The sequence below is a fragment of the Bartonella sp. CL435QHHD genome, from assembly GCF_042195095.1.
Taxonomy (GTDB): Bacteria; Pseudomonadota; Alphaproteobacteria; order Rhizobiales; family Rhizobiaceae; genus Bartonella.
In genome coordinates, this window is sequence record NZ_JBHINS010000076.1 from 231,817 (window position 1) to 256,260 (window position 24,444).

Sequence of the window (24,444 nt, forward strand, 5' to 3'; positions counted from 1 at the left end):
TATAGTTTTTAGTAAATCATACGGGGCTTTTATGCGTATTACAGTTGATCGCAGTCAATTTCTCAAGTCTCTTGGTCGGGTTCACCGTGTGGTAGAGCGCCGTAATACTGTTCCTATTTTATCGAATGTGTTGATTGATGCAGAAAATGGCCGTGTACAGTTAAAAGCAACAGACCTTGATTTAGAGGTTATGGAATCTTTTGCAGTTAATGTTAAACAAGCTGGAGCAACAACTGTTCCAGCACATTTGCTTTATGATATCATTCGAAAACTTCCTGATAGCAATGAAGTTGTATTATCCGTCGATGAGAATCAAGCAGGTACAATGTCCGTGGTTTCGGGTTGTGCACATTTTCAGCTTCAATGTCTTCCGAAGTCAGACTTTCCAGAGTCGCTTCCTGGGCAGTTTGGTTATCGTTTTTCTTTATCGGCATCAGGCTTAAAACATTTACTTGATTGTACACAATTTGCTATTTCTACTGAAGAAACCCGTTATTATCTTAATGGTATTTATTTCCATATTATTAATGATGATGTTTTGAAATTGCGTTTGGTTGCAACTGATGGTCATCGTTTGGCACAAGTTGAGATGGAAGCTCCTTCGGGAGTTGAGGGAATGCCTAGTGTTATTGTTCCCCGTAAAGCTGTAGGAGAATTGCAAAAACTTCTTTCAGAAGAAAATGATAGTGATGTGTGTATAGAGCTTTCAGAGACAAAAATTCGTTTTTCTATAGGCTCTGTGATTTTTACATCAAAATTAATTGATGGAACATTTCCGGATTATCAACGTGTTATCCCTCTTGGAAATGATAAAGAATTAATTGTTAATAGGCAGGACTTTTCTTCTGCCGTTGATCGTGTTTCAACGATTTCAAGTGATCGGGGGCGTGCAGTTAAATTAACGATTGAGCATGGACAGTTAAGGCTTGTTGTTAATAGCCCAGATTCGGGCAGTGCAGAAGATCAATTATCAGTAACTTATGCATCTGAACCGCTTGAGATAGGGTTTAATTCACGTTATCTTTTGGATATTGCTGGGCAGCTTTCAAGCGATGAGATGGTTTTTATGTTGGCTGAGGCTGGAGCACCCGCTCTGATTCGTGATAATGATGATGTGGATGTGCTCTATGTACTGATGCCTATTCGCGTTTAGGGGCGGTTGTTTTGCAATGTATGGCCAGTCATGTGCACAAAGTGGCAGTGAGGCAGCTGAAGCTTTTACGTTATCGCAATTATTCTTTTTTCAATATTCATTTTTCTGGTCAGCATGTGGTTTTTACTGGCCATAATGGTGCTGGTAAGACGAATCTTTTAGAGGCGTTATCTTTTCTTTCTCCTGGCCGTGGTTTGCGGCGCGCTGTTTATTCTGACGTTAGCTTTGTAGATGGTGGTGGAGGATTTGTTGTATTTGCGCGTCTTGAATGCGCTCTTTATGGTGAAGTAAAGATTGGTACAGCTTTCGAGGTTAGTGATAACAGTCGAAAGGTCCATATTAATGGTGTGAATGAGTCGAGTGATTGCCTAACAGATTATTGTCATATTAGTGTCCTAACACCGTCTATGGATGGTCTTTTTACAGGTCCTTCACTTGAGCGCCGTAGTTTTTTGGATCGTATGGTTTTGGCGATTGATCCCTTGCATAGGCGCCGCATAGCCGATTATGATAGAGCTATGCGCGCACGTAATCGTTTGTTTTTAGATGGAAATGAAGATTGTGCTTGGTTTGATGCTTTAGAAAAGCAGATGGCAGAACTGGCGACAGCTATTTCTGCGGCGCGTGTTGATGTTATTCGTCTTTTAAATGACATGTTTACGCAAATGCCATCACAGATACCTTTTCCACGAGCTTTTTTGCAAATTGATGGTTTTTTGGAAACAGCTCTTAGTGAAATATCAGCAACTGAAGTTGAAGAACAATTTTGTGATCGATTACGGCATAATCGCGCAATGGATCGTGCTGCTGGTCGGACGTTAGAAGGACCACATCGTGCAGATTTGCAGGTTTTTTATGCTGATAAAAATAGAGCAGCAACATCTTGTTCAACAGGTGAACAAAAAGCGCTGCTGACAGGTTTAGTTTTGTGTCATGCACGTCTAACAGGTATGATATCGGAAAGATCTCCCATTCTTCTTCTTGATGAAATGGCTGCCCATCTTGATTCGCATCGACGTGCTGCTCTATTTGATATTCTTGATGATTTAGCTGTACAAACATTTATGACAGGAACAGATCGTCTTTTATTCGATGACTTAAAAGGACGCGCAGAATTCTTTGAGATTAAGGATGGAGCTTTATTGCCATAAAAACATGCTAAATATTTTTTTAATAAGTGATAGGTCTGAAAGAAAAGGCTTGCTATGTCAGAGATAATAACAATTTTAAATGGTCCTAATTTAAATTTTCTAGGTCAACGTGAGCCAGAAATTTATGGAATTGAAACTCTAGAAGATATTGAAAAAAGATGCAGAGAATGGGCAAAAAAAAATGATATTATAATAAATTTTTATCAAAGTAACTGTGAAGGGCAATTAGTAGCATGGATACAAGAAGCAATAGAGGCAAGTTCTGGATTGATCATTAATCCAGCGGCTTACAGTCATACATCTGTTGCACTTCTTGATGCCCTAAAAATGTTTTCAGGGCCGAAAGTAGAAGTTCATTTATCTCATATTTATCAGCGTGAAGCTTTTCGTCACCATTCTTATACATCTGCAGGTGTAGACGCTGTCATAACTGGGTGTGGAGGTGATGGATATTGGTTTGCACTTGAGTATATTGCAAAACAATTAAGCAAAACAATTAAATTGTGATAGATAAAGAGTAGGCGTTTAATAAGAGTAATATAGGCATTGAATTCTCTTGATAATTATTTTCAAATCTGTACAATGTGAGGTATATATTTATGACAATTTTTAGTGCGTATGACGGGGGTAAATAAAGGTGAAAAGCTTTGTTAGACAATTAGAAATGCTTGTGATTTTAGGGGGAGCACTGCTTTTGTCTGGTTGTAAAATTGATGTTATACAGCCATCAGGTTATGTTGCACGTCAACAGCTCATTTTGATCGTTGTTTGTGTGGTGGTGATGCTTTGTATTGTCATCCCAGTTATGGTGAGTGTGGTATTTTTAGCTATAAAATATCGTGCATCGAATATGAAAGCGGACTATTCTCCTGATTGGGCGCATTCAAATAAAATTGAAGCATTGATGTGGGGTATTCCAGTTGTAATTGTAATGGTTTTAGGTTCATTAACAGCTTATTATACCTATAAGCTTGAACCTACAAATCCTCTTCCAGTGGAAGTTGTGGGTGAAGGAAAGCCATTACAGATTGATGCTGTTGCTCTTGATTGGAAATGGCTTTTTATTTATCCTGAATATGGTGTTGCATCGATTAATGAGATTTATGCGCCTGAAGGACGTCAAGTTTTATTGCAATTAACGTCAGAGAATTCTGTCAATGCTTTTTGGGTTCCCAAATTGGGTACAGTTCTTTACGCTATGCCGCAGATGAATGCTAAGTTGCATTTGGTCGCTGAAGAGCAAGGAGTATTCAAAGGAGCTTCAGCAAATTACAGTGGTGATGGTTTTTCGAGTATGCGGTTTAAGTGGCATTCTGTGTCTTTGCAGGATTTTGAGGATTGGATTGTAAAAGCTCGGGCTAATGGTCGAGTACTTGATCGTGCATCTTATCGTCAACTTTCTATTGCGCCTCGTATGGGTGATATTGCTGCGAAGGAAAAAGATGCTGAAGTTCGTTATTTTGCACCTGTTGAGAAGCGGCTTTACTATCGTGTTGTTAATCGATGTGTCGATGAAAAGACGGTATGTAATGAAGATTTAATGAAACGTGCTGCTGCTCAGACGCTGTGGGGTGCACTATGTTCAGTATTTGATCCTGATGTTATTTAACAGAGTCAATAAAGTAAAGAGCCCTTTTAACAAAGGTTTCTTTTAAACTTGAATTTCATTTGAAATGGGTTGAGAAATGTTTGGAAGACTTACAGATCCTACGGCAGGTGCTTTTCATGCGCTTGCACATGAACCGATCGTTTTGTATACATGTATTGCGATTGTTTTGGTTGGTTTAATTGCTGTTATTGCTTTAACAGCACTTGGGTGGTGGGGAATTCTATGGCGAAATTGGATTACAACGGTTGACCATAAACGCATAGGTATTATGTACATCGTTCTTGGAATTATTATGCTTGTTCGCGGTTTTGCGGACGCACTTATGATGCGAACGCATCAAGCTTTAGCTCTTGGGAGTGAAACAGCGGGTTATTTGCCCCCTGAGCATTTTGATCAAATTTTTTCGGCGCATGGTACGATCATGATTTTTTTCATGGCCACGCCTATTTTATTTGGTCTTTTTAATTATCTTATACCGCTTCAAATTGGTGCGCGTGATGTTGCTTTTCCCTTTGCAAATAATCTAGGTTTTTGGATTACGGCTGCGGGGGCAATATTAATTAACATATCCCTAGGTGTTGGTAATTTTGGTCGTGGTGGTTGGCTGATGTACCCACCTTTTACAGAATTGCAAACGAGTCCAGATACAGGGGTAGATTATTATTTATGGTCACTTCAGCTTTCTGGTATTGCAACAACAATGGGATCAGTAAATTTTATTGCAACGATGATTAAAATGCGTGCTCCTGGAATGACAATGATGAGAATGCCTATTTTCTGTTGGAGTGCTTTTGTCAGCAATGTTCTTATTTTAGTTATTTACCCTGTCTTGGCTGTAGCATTTGCACTCTTGGCATGCGATCGTTATTTGGGCATGAATTTCTTTTCTAATGTTGGTGGCGGAAATCCGATGGTATGGATTAACTATGTTTGGGTTTTTGGTCATCCTGAGGTTTATGTTTTGGTTGTTCCTGCTTTTGGAATTGTTTCTGAGGTTGTGTCAACTTTTTCTTCAAAGCGCCTCTTTGGTTATACTTCGATGGTATGGGCCATGTTGGTTATTTTGATTCTTTCGCTTCTTGTTTGGGGACATCATTTTTTCACAATGGGTGGCGGTGAAGCTGTAAATACTTTCTTTGGTATTGCGACAATGATCATCGCAGTTCCAACAGGTGTAAAAGTCTTTAATTGGCTGCTTACGATGTATAAAGGTCGAATTCGCTTTGAGCCTCCAATGCTTTGGTGCATGGGCATGATCTTTACATTTGTTGGTGGTGGATTAACCGGTGTTTTATTATCTATTGTCCCTGCTGATTGGCAGTTTCATAATTCGCTCTTTTTGATAGCACATTTCCATCATACAATTATTGGAGGTGTGGTTTTTGCGTACTTAGCGGGGATTGCATTTTGGTTTCCAAAAGTTTTTGGTTATAAACCAAATCGCATACTAGGTATTGCATCTTTTTGGTGTTGGTTTATTGGTTTTTACCTTGCCTTTTTCCCCGTTTATGCGCTTGGTTTAATGGGGGCGACGCGTCGTCTTCAGCATTACATGGAACCTAGTTGGCAGCCGATGTTTATTATTGCTGCATTAGGTGCTTGTATTATCTTACTTGGTATTCTTTGTTTTGTGTTACAGGTTGTTTTGGCGATTTGGTACGGTATTAAGCATAAAGGTCACTTACCGGTAACATTAAATGATTCTTGGGGTGATGCACGTACACTTGAATGGTTTACCTCTTCACCGCCTCCTTCCTATAATTTTGCCCTCCTTCCAAAGATACAGTCTGATGACGCTTATTGGAATATGAAGAAAAGTGGTTATCAACGGCCGACAAGTGGATTTACAAAAATTCATATGCCATCAAATACATCTGCTGGAATTATTGCGGGATTCTTCTCATTAGTTGTTGGTTTTGCACTTGTTTGGCATATTTGGTGGCTTGTTGCGGTTGGACTGGTTGGTTTTATTGCAACGCTTGTGTGTCATTCATTAACAGGTGATCATCATGGTTACTATATTCCAGCTGAAGAAGTGCAAAAAACTGAAGATGCCTTTACGGCTGTTCTTAAAGAACAAGGAGTGACAGTATGAGTGCTGTAACAATGAATAACGCGAGTACTATAGATGAACTTCACCACGATAGTAGCTCGGTAATGACGTTTGGTTTTTGGGTCTATATTCTTTCAGACTTAATCCTGTTTTCGACATTGTTTTCAAGTTTTGCTGTATTTTCTGCTTCTTATGGCGGTGGTAAAGCGGGTAATGAGTTTATAGATTTAAAGTTTGTTTTGGTTGAGACTGCTTTCTTGTTGTTTTCATCCGTCACTTATGGCTTTGCAATGGTACAAGCACATAAAAATAACATCAGTGGTGTGCGTTTATGGATGGCTATTACCTTTGTATTGGGGTGTTGCTTCATTGGTATGGAACTTTACGAATTTCATGAACTTTTGAGTGAGGTTTTTTATTACGATCCAAATGCTTATGCGGGTATTGATCCTGCAACAGGTTTACAGCTTTTTGGACGGGAAATTCTCTCTGCTTATTGGTCAGCATTTTTTGCTTTGGTTGGCACCCATGGACTTCATGTAAGTGTTGGTCTTCTTTGGATGGTTGTGATGTTTTTTCATCTTCGTCGTAATGGTTTGGATCAGAACAATAAAACACGTTTAGCATGCCTTTCCATTTTTTGGCATTTACTTGATATTGTATGGATTGGTGTTTTCACCATGGTTTATCTATTAGGAGCGTTGTGATGAGCGTGCAAAATGAAACACATGGTCCCAGTACTGGTTCCTATTTGGTTGGTTTTATTCTGGCTGTATTTTTCACTTTGGGTTCTTTTGTTCCTGTGATGTATGGAATGATGGAAAGTTGGGCAGTTAGTACAAAGGTTGCGTATCTTATTGGGATGGCGATTATTCAGATTATAGTACAAATTGTTTTCTTTTTGCACTTGAATTCTGGTCCAGACGCCAAGTGGAATTTAAGCGCGTTATGGTTTGCTGCTATTTGCGTTTTTGTTATTATTGGGGGAACTTGGTGGGCTATTTCTCATTTAAATTATAATATGATGGGTGGTTCAGGACGTGTTATTGAACCGGAAATATCAAGTAGAGATGATTCTTCAGTGTCTGAGCAGTTATCAAACAAAGATATATCCGTAAGAAAACAGCCAGAAAAGATACAGGGTTCAGAAATGCCCATTGGGCAGGATCTAAGTACGCAAACTCCTGTAGATCAAGCAGCTAGTTCAGAAATGCCCATGGGGCAGGGTCTAAGTACGCAAACTCCTGTAGATCAAGCACCTGGTTCAGAAGTACCCATGGGGCAGGATCTAAGTACACAAACTCCTGTAGATCAAGCACCTGGTTCAGAAATACCCATGGGGCAAGGTCTAAGTACACAAACTCCTGTAGATCAAGCGCCTAGTTCAGAAATACCCATGGAGCAAGGTCTAAGTACGCAAACTCCTGTAGATCAAGCGCCTAGTTCAGAAATACCCATGGGGCAGGGTCTAAGTACGCAAACTCCTGTAGATCAAGCACCTGGTTCAGAAATACCCATGGGGCAAGGTCTAAGTACACAAACTCCTGTAGATCAAGCGCCTGGTTCAGAAATACCCATGGGGCAAGGTCTAAGTACGCAAACTCCTGTAGATCAAGCGCCTAGTTCAGAAATACCCATGGGGCAAGGTCTAAGTACGCAAACTCCTGTAGATCAAGCGCCTGGTTCAGAAATACCCATGGGGCAAGGTCTAAGTACGCAAACTCCTGTAGATCAAGCGCCTAGTTCAGAAATACCCATGGGGCAAGGTCTAAGTACGCAAACTCCTGTAGATCAAGCGCCTGGTTCAGAAATACCCATGGATCAAGATCCAAATACACAGTTTCCTGTGGAGTAGTTGTTAGAAATATCTATGGAGCTGATGCGGCATGTATCAGCTCGTAGAAGAAATTCGTAGGATATAAAGAAGGGAAGAAATACAAGATATCAGTGGATATGAGTATCATTATTTTGAATATACTTTTAATTTAAAAGAGAAAGTCCGTGGGGTATTTAGTCAAGCTTTAATTTTTGAGACAAATAGCTATTTGTAGAATATACAAAAAGTGATGTTTGTAAAATTTACTACAAAGAAAGAGAATGTGAGAAACAAGTTTTTATGTTGTGTGAGATAAAAAAACACGAAGCAGTAATGTTTTTAGATTTACAGAATTTATATTAAAGATAGCATTAAAGTTATTTGTAATAATAATATGCAATTGAAATCAAAAATTTAGAGAATAATCAGAAAACTTAATGAAAACCGTTGCAATGACAGTTATTGGTGCTGGTTCTTTTGGTACTGCATTAGCGATAGCTCTTGCCCGTAATGGTCATAATGTTTTACTTTGGGGATATAGTCCTCAACATATCAAAGAATTACAGGAACAACGTTGTAATCAAGTATATTTACCCGATATTCGATTTCCTGACAATTTATTACTTGAAGCTTCGCTTGAAACTGCAATAACGGCGAGTCACAATATATTAATCGCAGTTCCAAGCCATGTATTTCATCAAGTTTTGTGTAATATTCAGCCTTATTTAGATCAGCATTCACGTGTTATTTGGGCTACAAAAGGTTTAGAACATGGTACTGGACGTTTTTTACAAGAGGTTGCTCGTGAGATTTTAGGTGAAAAAATTCCTTTAGCTGTTTTTTCTGGACCAACTTTTGCTCAAGAACTAGCTATTGGTTGGCCTACTGCAATGACGATAGCAGCTTCTGATGTTGAGTTTGGTAAAGAATTGCAGCAACTTTTTTATTGTGACAAAAGTTTTAGAGTTTATAAAAGTTCAGATATGATTGGTGTTCAATTAGGGGGAGCAGTCAAAAATGTTATTGCTATTGGTGCAGGAATATCAGATGGCATAGGTTTTGGGGCAAATGCACGAATAGCTCTTATCACACGAGGACTAGCTGAAATCAGTCGTTTAGGGGGGGCTATGGGTGCTGAGCTTTCCACATTTATGGGAATGACAGGCTTAGGTGATCTGGTTTTGACATGTACTGATAATCAGTCACGTAATCGTCGTTTTGGAATACTTCTTGGTAAAGGAATAGATATAAAAGAAGCGGAAAAACAAATTGGTCAGGTTGTGGAAGGATACTTAAATACCAAGGAAGTACATACGTTGGCGCAGCGTATTGGGGTAGAAATGCCCATTGTAGAACAAATTTATCAAATTCTCTATTGTGGTAAAAACATAACTGAAGCGGCAAATACATTACTAAGCCGCGCCCTCAAGGACGAAATACAATGATATCCTGTTTTTTAATAATTCAAATCGTAAAAAATAGAAACATGCTATGATAGACATATAAAATAGATTTTATTGATGGTTGTATAAGGTAGTCATATTCCAGCAAATTATAGATTCATATCATTCGATTCTTTATGAAACATGGCTGAAATATAAAAGTTTTTGCTTTTATCTAAGAGCTATCTCTTTGAAGATAAATTATCGTTTCCATTTACACATGTTTATGTAATGTAATGAACAAGATATTTTTATTGTCTCTTAAATTCATCTCACAATGATATTTGCAAACAGAATAATACAAGACTCATTAGGTAGAAGCATCTTATTTATGTAACGTATAAGTTAAGAATATCGGGGCAGGGATATTGTGAATCTCTGTTTTTGTAATTCTTTAAAACAAGAAGACAATCTAATTTGGGAAGAAGATGAAATTTTAAAGCTGAAAATCAGTTCCCATTTCTACAATCATTTTTAAATTCAATTTTACGCTATCTAAAGCAATATCTTTTAAATAATGGAGATTATCTCACACCTTTATTTTTCTCATTTTTTAATGAAAGCATTTCTCTGATGTGTCAGGTAAAATAGAACGCCCAAAAAAACACGATAGCTGTTGTATATTCACGCGCTTGTTTTAAAGAGACCTCTCTTAAAACTTCCAAGTCCACTTCGCGACGGTAACCGTGAATAGTGTAACGATAAAGCTATTGTGCACATCCCCATCTTTACGTTTATGAAGGAGGAAGCCGAGCATCATTACACCCCCCAATGTTGAGACAGCTCTAAGCACTTGAAGCTGTTCAGTAGAAATATTTAAGTCTTTTATTTTCTCACATGTCAATTCTGTTTTTTATATGCAAGAAATGATTTTTGGAATTATAACTTTGAAAGTCTAAGATTGAAAAAAATATTATTGTACTTGTTTGTGGCTGTCATTTACACTGAAAAATAATGTGATTATAAAGATAAAAAATTGATTTATATAAATAATTCATTTTATTTTTGTATTGAGTTAATTAAAAATATGTGTTTGCTTGTCACAAGCGGGTTAGTATGTGGATAAAAATTATTAAAGATACTTCTAATGAATCATCTCAAGTGTCAAGGGTTGTTTCAATATTAGAACATGGCAAGTAAAATGACGGTGTCGGTTTGTCATCTGTATAAACATTAAAATGGTGGTAAAAAAAGGATTTTATGTACTTCACAGGGATTTTTTATACGTTCTACAGGTACCATTGTGAAATGGAATGGCGTGCATTGAGAGATATCTTTAAAAAATGCATGAAGGAGAAACAGCTATAGTGTTTTTGGGTGTTCTATTTTACCTGACACATCAGAGAAATGCTTTCATTAAAGAACAAGAAAAATAAAGGTGTGAGGTAAAGCGTAACCTCCATTATTAAAAAAACATTGATGTACATGCTTTTAAAATCGTAAAGCCTCATTAAAGAATAATAGTAAGATTAATGATTGATTTCTTTACGCCTTCATATTCGTCCTAAATTAGATTGTATTTGCGTTTCAAGAATAAATCAAACGGTAGGAATATTTTTTTCAATTTGCTACACAAAAGCTGAAACTAAGGATTTTAATAATTCTCTAATCTCTGTTTCAAACTACGGTAGCATGAGGGCTGGATATTGATTTATAAGCAACGACAAAAGCGTATGCTTTAGTAAGGTAAATAACGTCATAAAATACACACTTTATCAACCATGGATTGAAGAAATACTCCGGCTTTTTATAAAATATTTTGCGAAACAAGGCATCGTACATCTGGTTTTGTATTGACTTATTCTTACAAACATTTGCACATATGCCTTACGTCATATTATTATAAGTCAATACACTATTATATAGCTGAGAAAGTACTCAATACCCGATTAAAGCACTATGTACATGATTTATTTTCTTTTTTAGTGCAATGAAATAAATTTTATTCTTCTTGGGAATCGTCACTTTTTTTCAGTTCTTCAAGTATTGGCATAGACATGATGTTATAGCCTGAATCAACATAATGGATTTCACCTGTAACACCTGATGATAAGTCAGAGAGTAGATAAAGAGCAGATTTTCCAATTTCATGAATATTTACGGTACGCCGTAATGGGGCATTACGGCGTTGATGTGAAAATATTGCCCGCGCAGCTGCAATACCATTACCTGCTAAAGTTCTAACAGGACCAGCGGAAATCGCATTGACACGGATATTTTGAGGACCAAAGTCCGCTGCTAAATAACGTACCATAGCTTCTAAAGCTGCTTTAGCAACACCCATGATGTTATAATTAGGCACAACTTGCTGTGAAGCACCGTAGGTAAGAGTTAAAAGTGTTCCTCCATTGGGCATAAGCTTACCCGCGCGCTGAGCAATTTCAGTAAAGGAATAAGCTGAAATAACCATCGTGCGTTGAAAGTTTTCACGTGTTGTAACATCAACGTAACGCCCTTTTAGCTGAGTTTTATCTGAAAAACCAATGGCATGGACAATAAAATCAATTGTTTTCCATTCTTTTTCAAGTTGCTCAAAGACGTAATCAATATTTTCACTTTTTTCAACGTCACACTCTAGCACTAATTTGCACCCAAGTTTATCTGCTAGGGGATGAACACGTTTTCCAAAAGCATTTCCTTGATAAGTCAACGCTAATTCCGCTCCTGCTTGTGCGAGCTGACAGGCAATGCCCCAAGCAATTGAATGGTCATTCGCAATTCCCATAATAAGGCCGCGTTTGCCCTCCATCAAACCTTTCATATTATTCTCCGTAAGACCGTACTTTTTTCAATTACTAAGAGCTTTTGTTTATACATAACGTTGGAAAACAAGCGTTGCATTGGTACCGCCAAAGCCAAAAGTATTCGACAATACGGTATTCAGTTGTTGATGATCACGTCGTTCACGAACGATTGGCATATCAGCAAAAGCTGGATCAAGTTCTTCAATATGGGCACTTTCACAAATAAAATTATGATTCATCATTAACAATGTATAGATTGCTTCGTGAACACCTGCTGCTCCCAAGGAATGTCCTGTTAGAGACTTGGTAGCAGAAATGGGGGGACATTGATCACCTGCTCCAAAGACACGACGGATAGCTTCTATCTCAGGAGGATCACCAACAGGAGTTGCTGTCGCATGGGGATTGATATAATCAATTTTATTATTGACTGTTGCAAGAGCCATGCGCATGCACCGCTCCGCTCCCTCTCCTGATGGGGCAACCATATCATGTCCATCGGATGTCGCACCGTATCCAACGATTTCTCCGTAGATTTTTGCACCACGTGCTTTAGCAAGTTCTAAATCTTCAAGGACTAAAACGCCAGCCCCTCCAGCAATGACAAAACCATCACGATTAACATCATAAGCACGTGAAGCTTTGTGAGGAATGTCATTATATCTGCTGGACATAGCGCCCATGGCATCGAATAAAACAGATAGTGTCCAATCCAAATCTTCGCAGCCACCGGCAAAGATGCGCTTTTGTTTACCATATTGAATCATTTCGTAAGCATTACCAATACAATGATTGGAGGTAGCACAAGCTGAAGAGATTGAATAATTGATTCCCTTTATTTTAAAGAAAGTTGCTAATGTTGCAGATGCTGTAGAACTCATCGCTTTAGGGACAACAAAAGGTCCAACACGTTTTGGGCCTTTTTGGCGTGTAATGTCAGCAGCTTCTACGATTGAATGTGTTGAAGCACCTCCAGAACCCATAATAATACCCGTGTGTTCGTTCGATACTTCATGCGGTTCTAGACCCGCATCAGCAATCGCCTGATCCATGGCGATGTGATTCCATGCTGTTCCACGCCCATGAAAACGTAGAGCACGTCGATCTACGAGTTCTTCTATATTAATATCGGGTTTGCCATAAACTCTGCTACGAAAGCCTAATTCGGCATATTGAGGTGCGTAAGAAATTCCGGATTTTGCTTCACGTAAACTGGTTAAAACATCTCTAGGGTTATTTCCAATCGCGGAGACAATTCCCATTCCGGTTACAACAACTCGACGCATTCATACCTCCTCGTTCCATACAGAATAGTGAAAAGTTCTTTCTGACGGAAATAACGTTCAATCTTCTTTGAATAAAGCAACGCGTAAATCATTCGCCTTATAAATAGTCTCTCCATCTGCTTTTAGCCACCCATCAGCTATTCCTAAGACTAAATTTCCACGTCGAATACGCTTAAAATCTATTTCATATTCAAGAATTTTGGTTTGTGGAGTTACCATCCCTGATAACTTTACTTCACCTGTTGATATTGCTCTTCCTTTTCCTGGTTCGCCTAGCCAACCAAGAAAAAAACCTGTTAATTGCCACATACCATCCAGTCCGAGACATCCTGGCATGACGGGATCGCCTATAAAGTGACAATTAAAGAACCACATGTCTGGTGTAATGTCAAATTCGGCGCGAACCATTCCTTTATCGTATTTACCATCAGTTTCACTAATTTGAGTGATTCGATGAATCATCAACATTGGCGGTGCTGGCAATTGCGCATTACCTCTACCAAACATTTCGCCGCGAGCGCAGCTTAGAAGCTCTTCATATGTGTAGCGAGACTTTTGTTCAGCCATTGTTACTCCATTTATTTGCATATATCTTTAATTTCTGCGCTTTTCCCAACCTACTTTTAGAGCAAATTTTAAAGAGAGGGAAATGATTTTATATCATTTTTAATGACAAAAGCCTTTTTTTATGTATTCTACATAGGTAATTATTTAAAAATGGAATACAAGATTACACCATACTATTCCCATTTTTTTGTATTTTGATCTTATTTAGCAGGAATGTATTTGGGTTTGTAATATGTCAGTGAGTGCAGACAATTTAGATATGAATGAAGAGCAACAGTGCACAAAAGAGTGTGGAAAAATTGTGCAATATTATTCCATTTCTATGTTAGAAAAACGTTTGCGTCAAAATGGTCTGCGTCCAACACGTCAGCGGTTGGAACTTGCACATATGATTTTTTCTCAAGGAAATCGTCATATTACTGCTGAAGAGCTCTATGAGGAAGCGGTGAGGGCAGGTGTACCTGTATCTTTAGCAACGGTTTATAATACGCTTCATCAATTTACGGAAGCGGGATTATTACGGATTATTGCCGTAGAGGGCTCAAAAACTTGGTTTGATACCAATACCTCTGATCACTACCATTTTTATATAGAAGGTGAAAATCGTATTCTTGATATTCCTTACAATTTGGAAGAATCTCCCATTATTAGAAATTTGCCTAAGCCACCAGAGGGTATGGAAATTTCACATGTTGATTTAATCGTGCGATTGAAACCAAAAAATCGATCTTGTGATAGGCAGTGAGGATATTCAATAAGGAATAAAATTAAACTTATTGAGTTTGAGTATTCACCAGCCTTTTACTTTTTCATCAGGATAGATTCCCCATAACTGTGGTTGTTGAAGCCATCCGCGCGTATTATTAATATTTAGTTCGCACCATTGTCCATCACATTGGCGGATATTACCAATGACATTAGGTTCTACTTCTGCTACAAGTTCTGCGTTGTCGGTGGGGTTTTTTCGTAGCATCAGTCTTTTAGTTTTATCTTTTTGCCATGGAATAGTTATGGCAGTTCGCTTTCCCGATAAAAGCGATTGATACACCCACCCCTCATCGCCTTCTGCATCACGAATTTTGCGCCATTGATCATATTCTTGAATGATTTCAATAGGTAATCCCTTCTTTTTGTAGGTAAAAATGATAGAATAGTTGCTTCCTGGTCCGACGCGTACATTAACGCTGGTGGGTTTAATCGAAGCAAATCGCGGAAGTGGTAAACCACTGGGCCCTAAATTTTGATTAAATGTTTGTGCATGCAACAAATGAGGTGAACCTAATACAATGACTGTTGCTATTAAGATACATGATGCGAGTATTGAAACGCGAAACCAACGAGAATTTTGCACACCGAACTCCTTTATTTCATCATATATTGGAAATTTAAAATCTGAAAGATAAGACTGGAAACTGATAAAAAGTATGACACACTGCTCGTTAAAGAGATCTAAACGATGAAAAAATTGCTACAAAAATATCAAAATAAGGAAAACAAAAGCTTGTATTTCTTAGTGCGTATCTTTTTTATGAGGGGATAGATATAAATAAACATTGGATTTTTATGTAGCTGTACGCGTGATAAAACAGTAAAGTATTACTGGAGCCTTAGCAGTTTTTGTACAGGAAATTAGGGCTAAAGTATTGCATCTCTTTTCTGAGTTTGTTTCTCGAAGTAAAAGTGCATGTATGCATACTACGAACAAAGAGCTGTTCAGAAAGGGATTATTGTGTGGCTTGAAAAGAAGTTTTGAATGAACAAAATAATACGATAAATAAAACATTTAAGCGTAAAAATATGAGCTACATTATAGAGTAGATTGATATATGAAGGGCTAATTTTAACAGGACACTTTTTCGTGATAATTCCATTTATAAAATTTGCTACACTCTAATCTTATGCCATGATAATGCTTATCCGTATGGTAGATAAGCGGGCTTCATCGTTCTATTTACCAGCTTTCAATGTTATGCAGTTCCTATTATTTATAGTGTTCATAAGAAGCATTTTTGTTTTTTCTTAAATAGCTTTTATTCTATTTGCATACGGATCCCGCTTATGATGTACAAGAAGATAATCTTGATTGATTCAATATGAGAAGGCATTGAGAAACTTTACGTTATTCAGAATTATTAATTAATATGAAAAACAATTACTTATAATAACAAATCACTGCGTTAAAAACTTTAACTCGTTATTTAAATTGTAAAAATATTTCCATCAACAATGGTAATAAAAGGCACATTCATCCATCTTAAAATACAGTGTTTTCTCTGTTTATTGTCAAATTTCTTTTTCTCTAACTCAGTATAGACGAAAGTTGAAAGAAATAGAAGGGCTTATTCGATACAATTATGAGGGTAATTACATAAGTGATGAATAGAAGAAATTTATCAAGAAAAAAGAATTTATAGTTCAGTGGTTGAAATTCGTCATCCTTTAGAGAGACAGAATCAAGAGATATAAAAAGTTATGGAATTATATCGTTTCGTTACATAACTGAAGGGAAAGAGGATTATGAATTTGATATTATATTTTACACACAATCGCATATTGCGATAGTTATTTTTGTTTTGTAATCAGATCTAGGATGATCGAAAGATGTAGAATATTTAATGACAAAAAAGAAGTTCATCATGAAATTTGTACATAAGAAGCAGTGATGTAAGAGATATCCAGAAGGAGAAAATTATAGTGAAAAGTGATAATAAAACACCTCACACTCAATTCACATAGGAAAAAGTCGCTTAAATATCTAAAGTGTAGTTTGTTATCTATTTTTAAAATATAAGAGTGAAATAAAAACCACCTTTATGATAGAAATCTTATTATTTTCAAATAACTAACATATTAGATAACATTGTACACAAAAACCTACACACAAGCAATTTATTGCAATCGCCTATGAAGAAAAATTTTCTAGTAGCTTATTACCTATTGGTTATGCAGTTATATAATATCATAAAGTATATTACTTTACCGCAACAGTTCGTCCGTTACTAACAAAACCTTCTCTTTGTGCACGCTTACGAGCAAGCTTACGTGTACGACGAATAGCTTCAGCTTTTTCACGAGCACGCTTCTCAGATGGCTTCTCATAATAACTACGCATTTTCATTTCACGGAAGATACCTTCACGCTGCATCTTTTTTTTCAACGCACGGAGCGCTTGGTCAACATTATTATCACGAACGAGTACTTGCACTATCTATCCTGCTTTTTTCAGTGTCATAAATGATAGGAAAAAACCTACGTCCTTTTAAAGGCATATCCAAAAGGACAAGCACTTATATCATATAAATAAGACATTTGTCTATATCGCTTTTTAAAATTCTATTTTTTTTACAATAAAACGCTTTTTATAATGAATGATAGAATTTACGGTTATAAATTTATGAAAGTCCTTGTATTTGATCATTTTCGTCAAGATGAATTTTTTCAGCCGCGGGATAATGGGGTAGTCCCGGCATGGTCATAACATCTCCACAAATGACAACAATAAAACCGGCTCCCGCACAGAGACGAACTTCTCGTATGGGAATTTCAAAATCAACAGGAGCGCCGTATTGCTTGGGATCAGAAGAAAAAGAATAAGGTGTTTTTGCCATACAAATAGGGTAGACGCCAAACCCCTCTTTTTCCCAAGATTCAAGTTGTTTGAGAATAGGGGCTGAGATGATGGCGCCACGTCCACCGTATAGCTTTGTTATAATACAATTAATTTTTTGAACGAGTGGAATATCATCTTGATAGAGAACTTTAAAATCAGAATCGTGCTTTTCAATCAAGGTAACGAGTTCTTGTGCAAGTTCTATAGCGCCTTTTCCACCTTGTTCCCAATGCTTACAGATAATAGCTTTGTGTCCAGTTGTTGCAACTATTTTTTGTAATGTTTTTATTTCAGCATCGCTATCGCTGTCAAAATGATTGATAGCCACAACACAAGGAATACCGTAGTGCTTCATATTTTTTATGTGTCGTAAAAGATTGGCAGCTCCTTTTTCTAAAGCGGTAATATTTTCTTCTGTCAGGTTATTTTTATCCAGACCACCGTTCATTTTTAATGCACGAATAGTTGCGACGATCACTGTAGCATTTGGTACAATACCTGCTTGCCTACATTTGATATTGAAGAACTTTTCTGCTCCAAGATCTGCTCCAAACCCTGCTTCTGTGACAACATAATCCGCAAGTTTTAAAGCAGTTTTTGTTGCTATAACTGAATTGCAACCATGAGCAATGTTGGCAAAAGGTCCTCCATGAACGAGAACAGGATTATTTTCAATTGTCTGTACGAGATTGGGTTGTATAGCATCTTTGAGAAGAACTGCCATTGCACCTTCCGCATTGAGATCAGCAACGGTGATGGGCGTTTTATCATAACGATAAGCAACAATAATTTTTTTGAGTCTTTGTGTAAGGTTTTCTAAATTTTCAGAGAGACAAAGAAGCGCCATAATTTCTGATGCAACAGTAATATCAAAACCTGCTTGACGTGGAAAACCATTTGTTATGCCCCCCAATGAAATGACAATATCGCGCAATGCACGGTCATTCATATCAAGAACGCGTTTCCAAACAATGCGACGTGGATCAATGTTTAGAGTATTTCCCCAATAAAGATGATTATCTATCATTGCGGCAAGAAGATTATGAGCAGCTGTAATAGCATGAAAATCACCGGTAAAATGTAAATTAAGGTCATCCATTGGAATGACTTGCGCATAACCACCACCAGCAGCACCACCTTTTACACCAAAACAGGGACCTAAAGACGGTTCTCTCAAGGTAGCTATTGTTTTTTTACCAATAAGATTAAGAGCATCACTTAGTCCAACTGTTGTTGTTGTTTTGCCTTCTCCGGCAGGTGTGGGATTGATAGCTGTGACAAGGATAAGTTTACCGTCTGGATTTTTATTAAGCGATTTTATGTATTCAGAAGAAATTTTAGCTTTATCATGGCCATAGGGAATGAGATTTTCATGTGAGATACCAATTTTTTGTGCAATTTCAACAATATGTTGCTTTTTAGCAGTGCGAGCAATTTCAATATCAGTTTTAGGCATGGAAAAATTCTTTAAATTTATCTTTTATTAATATTCGAGATCTGTACCCCATGGGTTAATTAGAAAAATTCATAGAGAACAGAAAATATTAAGATATCATAGAAGTCGATGATATGCCATGCAAGAGATAATGCTAAAGAAGCACAAGAAGAGTTTTATTGTTTTTTAGGAAAAAGAATCACTTTGCTTTTAAGCAGTAAAAATACGTTTAATTCAATTAAAAATATTGCAGAAAGAAGCTGTGGTTTGCAACAAAATGCTGATGATATTAATGGATACCATAAGTGTTTTATAGTGGTACGTTTGAGAAGTAGTTTATTTATTCTTTCCAATAACACACTGAAAAAGTTTCACATGGTGGTAACCCGGAATTTATGGCGGCACATTTGAAGTCACTCTTAAGATGGGACTGCTAGGAATAAAATATCCAGCAACATCCAGTTATGGAACAGTTAGAAATAAGAACGTAAAAAATTACCTAACTGATTAGAGAGTATAATCCGGAAGAGACCAAAAACAAGCGCATAGATTGAAAAAAGAAAACAACAATACACGCTACTCATGCAATCGCTACGATTATTAGCTAATAAAAGCCCTTAGGGCTGAATTGAAGGACTCATAACATCTTATTCTAGCAAAATGGCTAAAGAAACGACTCACAACAGAATGAAATAACAAAATACAAAGATAGATAAAAACAAATCACAAAATAAAGAATTTAAAAAGTCTGCTTTATAAGTAAGATATTGATAGATGGCGCACCCGAAGAGATTCGAACTCCTGACCCCCAGATTCGTAGTCTGGTGCTCTATCCAGCTGAGCTACGGGTGCATATATTTCAATTTTTTACATTGTCTAAGACAAAGGGTTCCTAATCGTTTCATTAAAGAAATGCAAGTGAAACTTGGATAGTAATAAAAAAATCTCTCTTTTTTATGAGATATTTTAAAAATATTATGGCTTCAGTTGGTTTTGATATGAACATTTTTTTGTTGTGACCATACAAAGCAATATGAACGATAGTTAACTTGACGTTTTTATAGATGAAAGATAATCAAGCAGAGATGAGATCTGTTTTTTGCGGTGGGGGTAAGACACACACACCCGCTGTTGGGTTTTTGTGTAAAACGCCGATATTACTGTTGAAAACTATTTCAGATAAACATGACACAGCAAGGGCGGATGTATGGCGTTATTAAAAAAGAGCTTTCCATTAGTGTTTTTAATCGTTGTTTTAACGGTTACTTATTGGGCTGGAAAAAAGAGTGCAGAACAACCCATTTCTATGGTGGATAAAACAAAAGTATCAGATAAAACTTCAAATGGAAAAATGGGAAGGCCACCGGTAAATGTTGTCGTTGATCTTGTAAAAATTCAAGATTTTTATGAACAACTTAACGTTTTAGGGAGTGGAAAAGCTCTTGCAGAAGTTGAGCTTACCCCTTTATCCTCAGGTGTTATTGATAAGCTTTTTGTATCAGCAGGTACAAAAGTACAAGCCGATGATGTGATTGCAAAGCTTGATTCTAAAAAAGAAGAAATAGCGGCTGCAAAAGCAAAAGTGCAACGTGATAACAATGCGTTAACGCTTTCGCGCATTCTTAAATTACGCGCCAGCAATACAGCAACGGAAGTTCAAGAAATTATGGCACGCTTAGAGTTGGATAACGCAAATTTAGTTTTGCGTAATGCTGAATTAGATCTCGATCGGCGAACAATTCGAGCACCGATTCCTGGAGTTGTTGGTATTTTGCCCGTTGATGCGGGGAATAACGTGACCCTTAATACTGTAATAGGCCGTATTGAGAATAGAGAACGTATTTTGGTCGATATATGGGCCCCTGAACGATATGTGTCGCGCATCCATAAAGGAGATGAGGTAACGGCAACGTTAGTCGCGCAGCCAGATATGTCTTTTGTTGGTCATATTTATGCGATTGATAATATCGTTGATCCAGAAAGTCGCACACTTCATGTTCAGGTTGAAATCAATAATGAAAAAGATACGCTCATGTCTGGTATGTCCTTTTCTGTTGCCTTGCAATTTCATGGTGGTTCTTTTCCTGTCGTTAATCCTCTTGCAGTTCAATGGAATAGTAAAGGGTCATTCGTTTGGCGTGTGAGAGAAGGGAAAGTAGAGGCTATACCCGTATCAATTATTCAGCATAAAGCAGATCAAGTTTTCGTAAAAGCACCCCTAGAAAATGGTGATCAAGTTGTCATTCAAGGGGTGCAAATGCTTTATCCAGGAAGTAAAGTAACGATTGATGATCCAAAGTCTCATCAACAGCAATTACCAGCAGTTTACGGAACGGATATACAATGAGCCAAGAATTGAGCACAAAACAGCCTACGTCAAAGGTGGAGCAAGGTGGTCTCATTACCTTATTTATTCGCAGACCGGTTTTTACTTTTGTTTTAAATGCTATGATCATCATTGCAGGATTTGCAGCATGGTTAAATGTTGATGTAAGAGAATTACCCGATGTTGATACTCCCGTAACGACGGTTGTGACGGTGTTTTCTGGTGCGTCGGCAGAAACAATTGATCGTGAAGTTACAAAAGTTATAGAAGATGCCGTTTCTCGTGTTTCAGGTGTTAAGACGATTTCTTCAACGTCTTCTTTTGGGCGCTCCCGTGTACAGATTAATTTTAATGTTGGTGTTGATTTGAATGTTGCGGCATCTGATATTCGTGATGCTCTCTCCCGTATTACCTATTCTTTACCGAAAGATGCGGATTCGCCTTTGATTATTAAAGCAGATTCGAATGCTGCTGCCATGATGTATTTGGTTGTGACGTCACCAACAATGAGTGTTGATGATTTAACCACGATTGTAAACGATCAGATTGTTGATGCAATTTCTGCTGTTGATGGTGTTGGTGATGTACAGGTCGATAGTGCTCGCACAAAGATTTTTCAGATTGATATAGATCAAGCAAAACTTGCAAGTTATGGATTAACTGTAGCAGATATTTCACGTGTTCTTGCTGATATGACAACAGATGTGCCAGTAGGGTCATTACGCAATTCTAAGCAAACTTTAGTTGTACGTGCTACTGCACGTTTAACAACACCAGAATCTTTTGAACAAGTTGTTTTAAAGCCTCATGTGCATCTTGGTGATGTTGCGCATGTTACTTTATCGCCGGATATAGAAACAGTTATTCTTCGTATCAATGGAAAGACAGGTATTGGATTAGGTATCGTGCGTAAAGCACAATCCAACACTCTTAATATTTCTGAAGGTGTGAGAGCCGTTGTTGATAATCTCAAAAGTATTGTTCCTTCTTCTGTACATATAGACGTTATTAATGACGATGCAATTTTTATTAAAAGCGCTCTTCATGAGGTTGAAGTTGCATTGGTCATTGCTATTTTGAGCGTTATCTTGGTCATTTTTCTTTTTCTCAGAGACATTCGTGTAACGCTGATACCTGCTGTATCTCTTCCTGTCGCTTTGATTGGTACCATTGCGGCTATTTATCTTGTAGGGTTTTCATTGAATATTCTCACATTTTTAGGACTTGTTTTAGCAACAGGGCTTGTTGTGGATGATGCCATTGTTGTTCTTGAGAATATTGTTCGGTGGCGCAACATGGGATTAGGTTCCAGAGCAGCAGCGGTGATAGGAACACGTGAAGTATTTTTTGCTGTTTTAGCAACAACACTGACATTAGTGGCTGTGTTTGTTCCTATTTCCTTTCTTCCTGGGCAAGTTGGAGGGCTTTTTAGAGAATTCGGTTTTGTTTTGGCAATTTCTATTTTGCTTTCTTCAGTTGTTGCCTTAACGCTTTGTCCCATGTTGGCTTCACGTTTTCTCAAAGAACATATTGAGGATAAAGAGGAAGAGTCCCATCATTTTGCTTTTTTATATAAATTAGGTACTTTTTTTCATAAGGCATATACTTACAGTTTGCATAAGTGTTTAGAAAAGCCTTGGGCTGTTGTTTTTGCTTCACTTATTTTTGGGGGTCTTTGTGTTGGAGGCTATACGAAGCTACAACAGGAATTAACGCCAGCAGAAGACAGAGCTGTGATCTTTTTGGTTATTAATGGACCACAAGGTATTTCAACACAATATTTGAACGAGCAAATAGAGCAAATTGAAGCAAGTCTACAGCCATTACGTGATGCAGGGGAGATTGCTAACAGTTACTCTATCGCGGGTGCTGGCGGTTCACCCAATACTGCTTTTTTGATTTTATTGCTTTCATCTTGGGATAAACGTTTACGTAGTCAGCAAGAAATCGTGAAAGATATTAATGCAAAGGTTAAACAGTTTCCCGCAGTTTTTGTATTTGCTGCGCAGGGAAATTCTTTGGGTGTGAGAGGAACTGGGCAAGGGTTGCAATTTGCAATTCTTGGCAATGATTATGCAACATTACAACCCATTGCTGATAAGCTGGTGAGTGCTTTACAAGATGATCCGCGTTTTATTCGCCCACGCCTTACTGTTGATGCAACACAACCGCAATTTTTTATTGAAATCAATCGAAAAAAAGCCTCCGATTTAGGGATTGATATCGCCAATTTGGGCGATACATTACAAACAATGTTGGATGGTAAAAAGATTGGTTCCATTAACGTGGATGATCATTCTTACGATGTTAAATTGATATCGCGTACAAATTCTATGAAGAGTCCTAGCGATTTAGAAAATATTTTTTTAAAAACCAAAGACAATCGATATGTTCCTTTATCGGTTATTGCGCGTTTACATGAAAAAGCTATTGCTCCTCAATTAAAACGGGAAAAACGCATGAATGCTGTTGTTTTAAGCGCAAATCTTGCTCCAGATATCGCTTTAGGGGAAGCTTACCAAACTGTACAGAAAATTGCTTCTCCTTTGTTATCAAAAGGAACCTATTTGGTTCCCTTAGGGGAAGCCGAAACGCTTAATGAAACATCTTCCAATTTTATGATTGTTTTTGGCATTGCCTTTTTGATTATTTTATTGATTTTGGCTGCTCAGTTTGAAAGCTTTATTTCAGGATTCATTATCATGGCCACTGTCCCATTAGGGATTGGTTGTGCTGTAATTGCTATGCTATTAAGTGGTGTGAGTCTTAATATTTACAGCCAAATTGGATTAATTTTGTTAATTGGTGTTATGGCAAAAAATGGTATTCTCATTGTTGAATTTGCAGATCAATTACGTGATCAGGGAAGAAGCGTGCGTGAAGCCGTAGAAGAAGCAGCAAACATTCGCCTTCGTCCAGTTTGTATGACAATGATTTGTGCAATTTTAGGAGGTATTCCTTTGGTTTTAGCCAAAGGTGCTGGCGCAGAAGCTCGTATAGCTTTAGGTTGGGTTATCGTTGGTGGCTTAGGTTTAGCAACTATTTTTACGCTTTATGTTACACCGGTTGTTTATCTTTTTTTAGGGCGTTTTATAAGACCAAAAGCAGAAGAAGATTTACGTTTAACAAAAGAACTCAATCAAGTTAAATGATGTATATGATAGAAAAGATTTGAAAGTTTATTCTTGTAAAAATATCATTTTCGGATCTTATCCTTTATATTTTGTATATTCCTTCATTTTTATGTGAGCA

The 24,444-nt window shown here is 37.4% G+C and carries 17 protein-coding genes and 1 tRNA gene; 11 read left to right on the forward strand and 7 right to left on the reverse strand.

The window, feature by feature from the left end; genetic code table 11:
• Positions 1-31 precede the first annotated feature (31 nt).
• The 8 genes from dnaN to gpsA all read left to right on the forward strand — a co-directional run bounded on the left by dnaN (position 32) and on the right by gpsA (position 9,227).
• Positions 32-1,153 (forward strand): DNA polymerase III subunit beta, encoded by a 1,122-nt coding sequence (dnaN, locus tag ACFILH_RS06805; protein ID WP_375642983.1) that lies wholly within the window; start codon positions 32-34, stop codon positions 1,151-1,153.
• A gap of 20 nt (positions 1,154-1,173) precedes the next feature.
• Positions 1,174-2,304, forward strand: a complete 1,131-nt coding sequence (gene recF, locus ACFILH_RS06810; protein ID WP_273790275.1) for a DNA replication/repair protein RecF — start codon at positions 1,174-1,176, stop codon at positions 2,302-2,304.
• A 54-nt stretch (positions 2,305-2,358) separates the two neighbouring features.
• Positions 2,359-2,811, forward strand: coding sequence for a type II 3-dehydroquinate dehydratase (gene aroQ / locus ACFILH_RS06815; protein ID WP_273790276.1), 453 nt, complete (start codon positions 2,359-2,361; stop codon positions 2,809-2,811).
• Between the two features lie 130 nt (positions 2,812-2,941).
• The gene (gene cyoA / locus ACFILH_RS06820; protein ID WP_273790277.1) at positions 2,942-3,913 is read left to right on the forward strand and encodes a ubiquinol oxidase subunit II; all 972 of its coding nucleotides are present in this window, start codon (positions 2,942-2,944) and stop codon (positions 3,911-3,913) included.
• 76 nt (positions 3,914-3,989) lie between these two features.
• The gene (cyoB, locus tag ACFILH_RS06825) at positions 3,990-6,008 is read left to right on the forward strand and encodes a cytochrome o ubiquinol oxidase subunit I (RefSeq protein ID WP_273790278.1); all 2,019 of its coding nucleotides are present in this window, start codon (positions 3,990-3,992) and stop codon (positions 6,006-6,008) included.
• Positions 6,005-6,673: a cytochrome (ubi)quinol oxidase subunit III gene (locus ACFILH_RS06830; protein ID WP_375654271.1), complete on the forward strand. Its 669-nt coding sequence runs from the start codon at positions 6,005-6,007 to the stop codon at positions 6,671-6,673. Before cyoB ends, ACFILH_RS06830 begins: the two co-directional genes overlap by 4 nt.
• The gene (gene cyoD, locus ACFILH_RS06835) at positions 6,673-7,821 is read left to right on the forward strand and encodes a cytochrome o ubiquinol oxidase subunit IV (protein WP_375667559.1); all 1,149 of its coding nucleotides are present in this window, start codon (positions 6,673-6,675) and stop codon (positions 7,819-7,821) included. Before ACFILH_RS06830 ends, cyoD begins: the two co-directional genes overlap by 1 nt.
• Before the next feature lie 398 nt (positions 7,822-8,219).
• A complete protein-coding gene (gene gpsA, locus ACFILH_RS06840; RefSeq protein WP_375630496.1) occupies positions 8,220-9,227 on the forward strand; it encodes an NAD(P)H-dependent glycerol-3-phosphate dehydrogenase in 1,008 nt (335 codons plus the stop codon).
• A 1,939-nt stretch (positions 9,228-11,166) separates the two neighbouring features.
• Here the strand turns inward: gpsA and fabI are convergent.
• Genes fabI through fabA form a run of 3 tightly spaced genes read right to left on the reverse strand, consistent with a single transcriptional unit; the run spans position 11,167 to position 13,821 of the window.
• A complete protein-coding gene (fabI, locus tag ACFILH_RS06845) occupies positions 11,167-11,985 on the reverse strand; it encodes an enoyl-ACP reductase FabI (protein ID WP_273790282.1) in 819 nt (272 codons plus the stop codon).
• Between the two features lie 48 nt (positions 11,986-12,033).
• Positions 12,034-13,254, reverse strand: coding sequence for a beta-ketoacyl-ACP synthase I (fabB, locus tag ACFILH_RS06850; RefSeq protein WP_375630494.1), 1,221 nt, complete (start codon positions 13,252-13,254; stop codon positions 12,034-12,036).
• Between the two features lie 57 nt (positions 13,255-13,311).
• Positions 13,312-13,821, reverse strand: coding sequence for a 3-hydroxyacyl-[acyl-carrier-protein] dehydratase FabA (fabA, locus tag ACFILH_RS06855; protein WP_273722474.1), 510 nt, complete (start codon positions 13,819-13,821; stop codon positions 13,312-13,314).
• Positions 13,822-14,053: 232 nt separating this feature from the next.
• On the opposite strand from fabA, the gene irrA reads away from it, so the two are divergent.
• Complete coding sequence (gene irrA / locus ACFILH_RS06860; protein WP_375621953.1) at positions 14,054-14,566, forward strand: iron response transcriptional regulator IrrA; 513 nt, start codon at positions 14,054-14,056, stop codon at positions 14,564-14,566.
• A 45-nt stretch (positions 14,567-14,611) separates the two neighbouring features.
• Here irrA and ACFILH_RS06865 read toward each other — a convergent pair whose 3' ends face one another.
• The 4 genes from ACFILH_RS06865 to ACFILH_RS06880 all read right to left on the reverse strand — a co-directional run bounded on the left by ACFILH_RS06865 (position 14,612) and on the right by ACFILH_RS06880 (position 19,718).
• The gene (locus tag ACFILH_RS06865) at positions 14,612-15,172 is read right to left on the reverse strand and encodes an SH3 domain-containing protein (protein ID WP_026500127.1); all 561 of its coding nucleotides are present in this window, start codon (positions 15,170-15,172) and stop codon (positions 14,612-14,614) included.
• 1,620 nt (positions 15,173-16,792) lie between these two features.
• Complete coding sequence (rpsU, locus tag ACFILH_RS06870) at positions 16,793-17,026, reverse strand: 30S ribosomal protein S21 (protein WP_012754552.1); 234 nt, start codon at positions 17,024-17,026, stop codon at positions 16,793-16,795.
• 187 nt (positions 17,027-17,213) lie between these two features.
• Complete coding sequence (locus tag ACFILH_RS06875; protein WP_375642979.1) at positions 17,214-18,887, reverse strand: formate--tetrahydrofolate ligase; 1,674 nt, start codon at positions 18,885-18,887, stop codon at positions 17,214-17,216.
• 754 nt (positions 18,888-19,641) lie between these two features.
• Positions 19,642-19,718: transfer RNA gene (locus ACFILH_RS06880), tRNA-Arg, on the reverse strand.
• A 355-nt stretch (positions 19,719-20,073) separates the two neighbouring features.
• On the opposite strand from ACFILH_RS06880, the gene ACFILH_RS06885 reads away from it, so the two are divergent.
• Both ACFILH_RS06885 and ACFILH_RS06890 read left to right on the forward strand, forming a co-directional pair.
• A complete protein-coding gene (locus ACFILH_RS06885; protein ID WP_375630490.1) occupies positions 20,074-21,213 on the forward strand; it encodes an efflux RND transporter periplasmic adaptor subunit in 1,140 nt (379 codons plus the stop codon).
• Positions 21,210-24,344: an efflux RND transporter permease subunit gene (locus tag ACFILH_RS06890; protein WP_273790287.1), complete on the forward strand. Its 3,135-nt coding sequence runs from the start codon at positions 21,210-21,212 to the stop codon at positions 24,342-24,344. Before ACFILH_RS06885 ends, ACFILH_RS06890 begins: the two co-directional genes overlap by 4 nt.
• Positions 24,345-24,444: the final 100 nt, after the last annotated feature.

Excerpts from the sequence above, each read along its gene's own strand:
- irrA (WP_375621953.1), top strand. The coding sequence starts at position 14,054 with ATGTCAGTGAGTGCAGACAATTTAGATATGAATGAAGAGCAACAGTGC.
- ACFILH_RS06875 (WP_375642979.1), bottom strand. The coding sequence starts at position 18,887 with ATGCCTAAAACTGATATTGAAATTGCTCGCACTGCTAAAAAGCAACAT.
- gpsA (WP_375630496.1), top strand. The coding sequence starts at position 8,220 with ATGAAAACCGTTGCAATGACAGTTATTGGTGCTGGTTCTTTTGGTACT.
- ACFILH_RS06830 (WP_375654271.1), top strand. The coding sequence starts at position 6,005 with ATGAGTGCTGTAACAATGAATAACGCGAGTACTATAGATGAACTTCAC.
- cyoD (WP_375667559.1), top strand. The coding sequence starts at position 6,673 with ATGAGCGTGCAAAATGAAACACATGGTCCCAGTACTGGTTCCTATTTG.
- dnaN (WP_375642983.1), top strand. The coding sequence starts at position 32 with ATGCGTATTACAGTTGATCGCAGTCAATTTCTCAAGTCTCTTGGTCGG.
- ACFILH_RS06885 (WP_375630490.1), top strand. The coding sequence starts at position 20,074 with ATGGCGTTATTAAAAAAGAGCTTTCCATTAGTGTTTTTAATCGTTGTT.
- fabA (WP_273722474.1), bottom strand. The coding sequence starts at position 13,821 with ATGGCTGAACAAAAGTCTCGCTACACATATGAAGAGCTTCTAAGCTGC.
- ACFILH_RS06890 (WP_273790287.1), top strand. The coding sequence starts at position 21,210 with ATGAGCCAAGAATTGAGCACAAAACAGCCTACGTCAAAGGTGGAGCAA.
- cyoB (WP_273790278.1), top strand. The coding sequence starts at position 3,990 with ATGTTTGGAAGACTTACAGATCCTACGGCAGGTGCTTTTCATGCGCTT.
- aroQ (WP_273790276.1), top strand. The coding sequence starts at position 2,359 with ATGTCAGAGATAATAACAATTTTAAATGGTCCTAATTTAAATTTTCTA.
- fabI (WP_273790282.1), bottom strand. The coding sequence starts at position 11,985 with ATGAAAGGTTTGATGGAGGGCAAACGCGGCCTTATTATGGGAATTGCG.
- fabB (WP_375630494.1), bottom strand. The coding sequence starts at position 13,254 with ATGCGTCGAGTTGTTGTAACCGGAATGGGAATTGTCTCCGCGATTGGA.
- recF (WP_273790275.1), top strand. The coding sequence starts at position 1,174 with ATGGCCAGTCATGTGCACAAAGTGGCAGTGAGGCAGCTGAAGCTTTTA.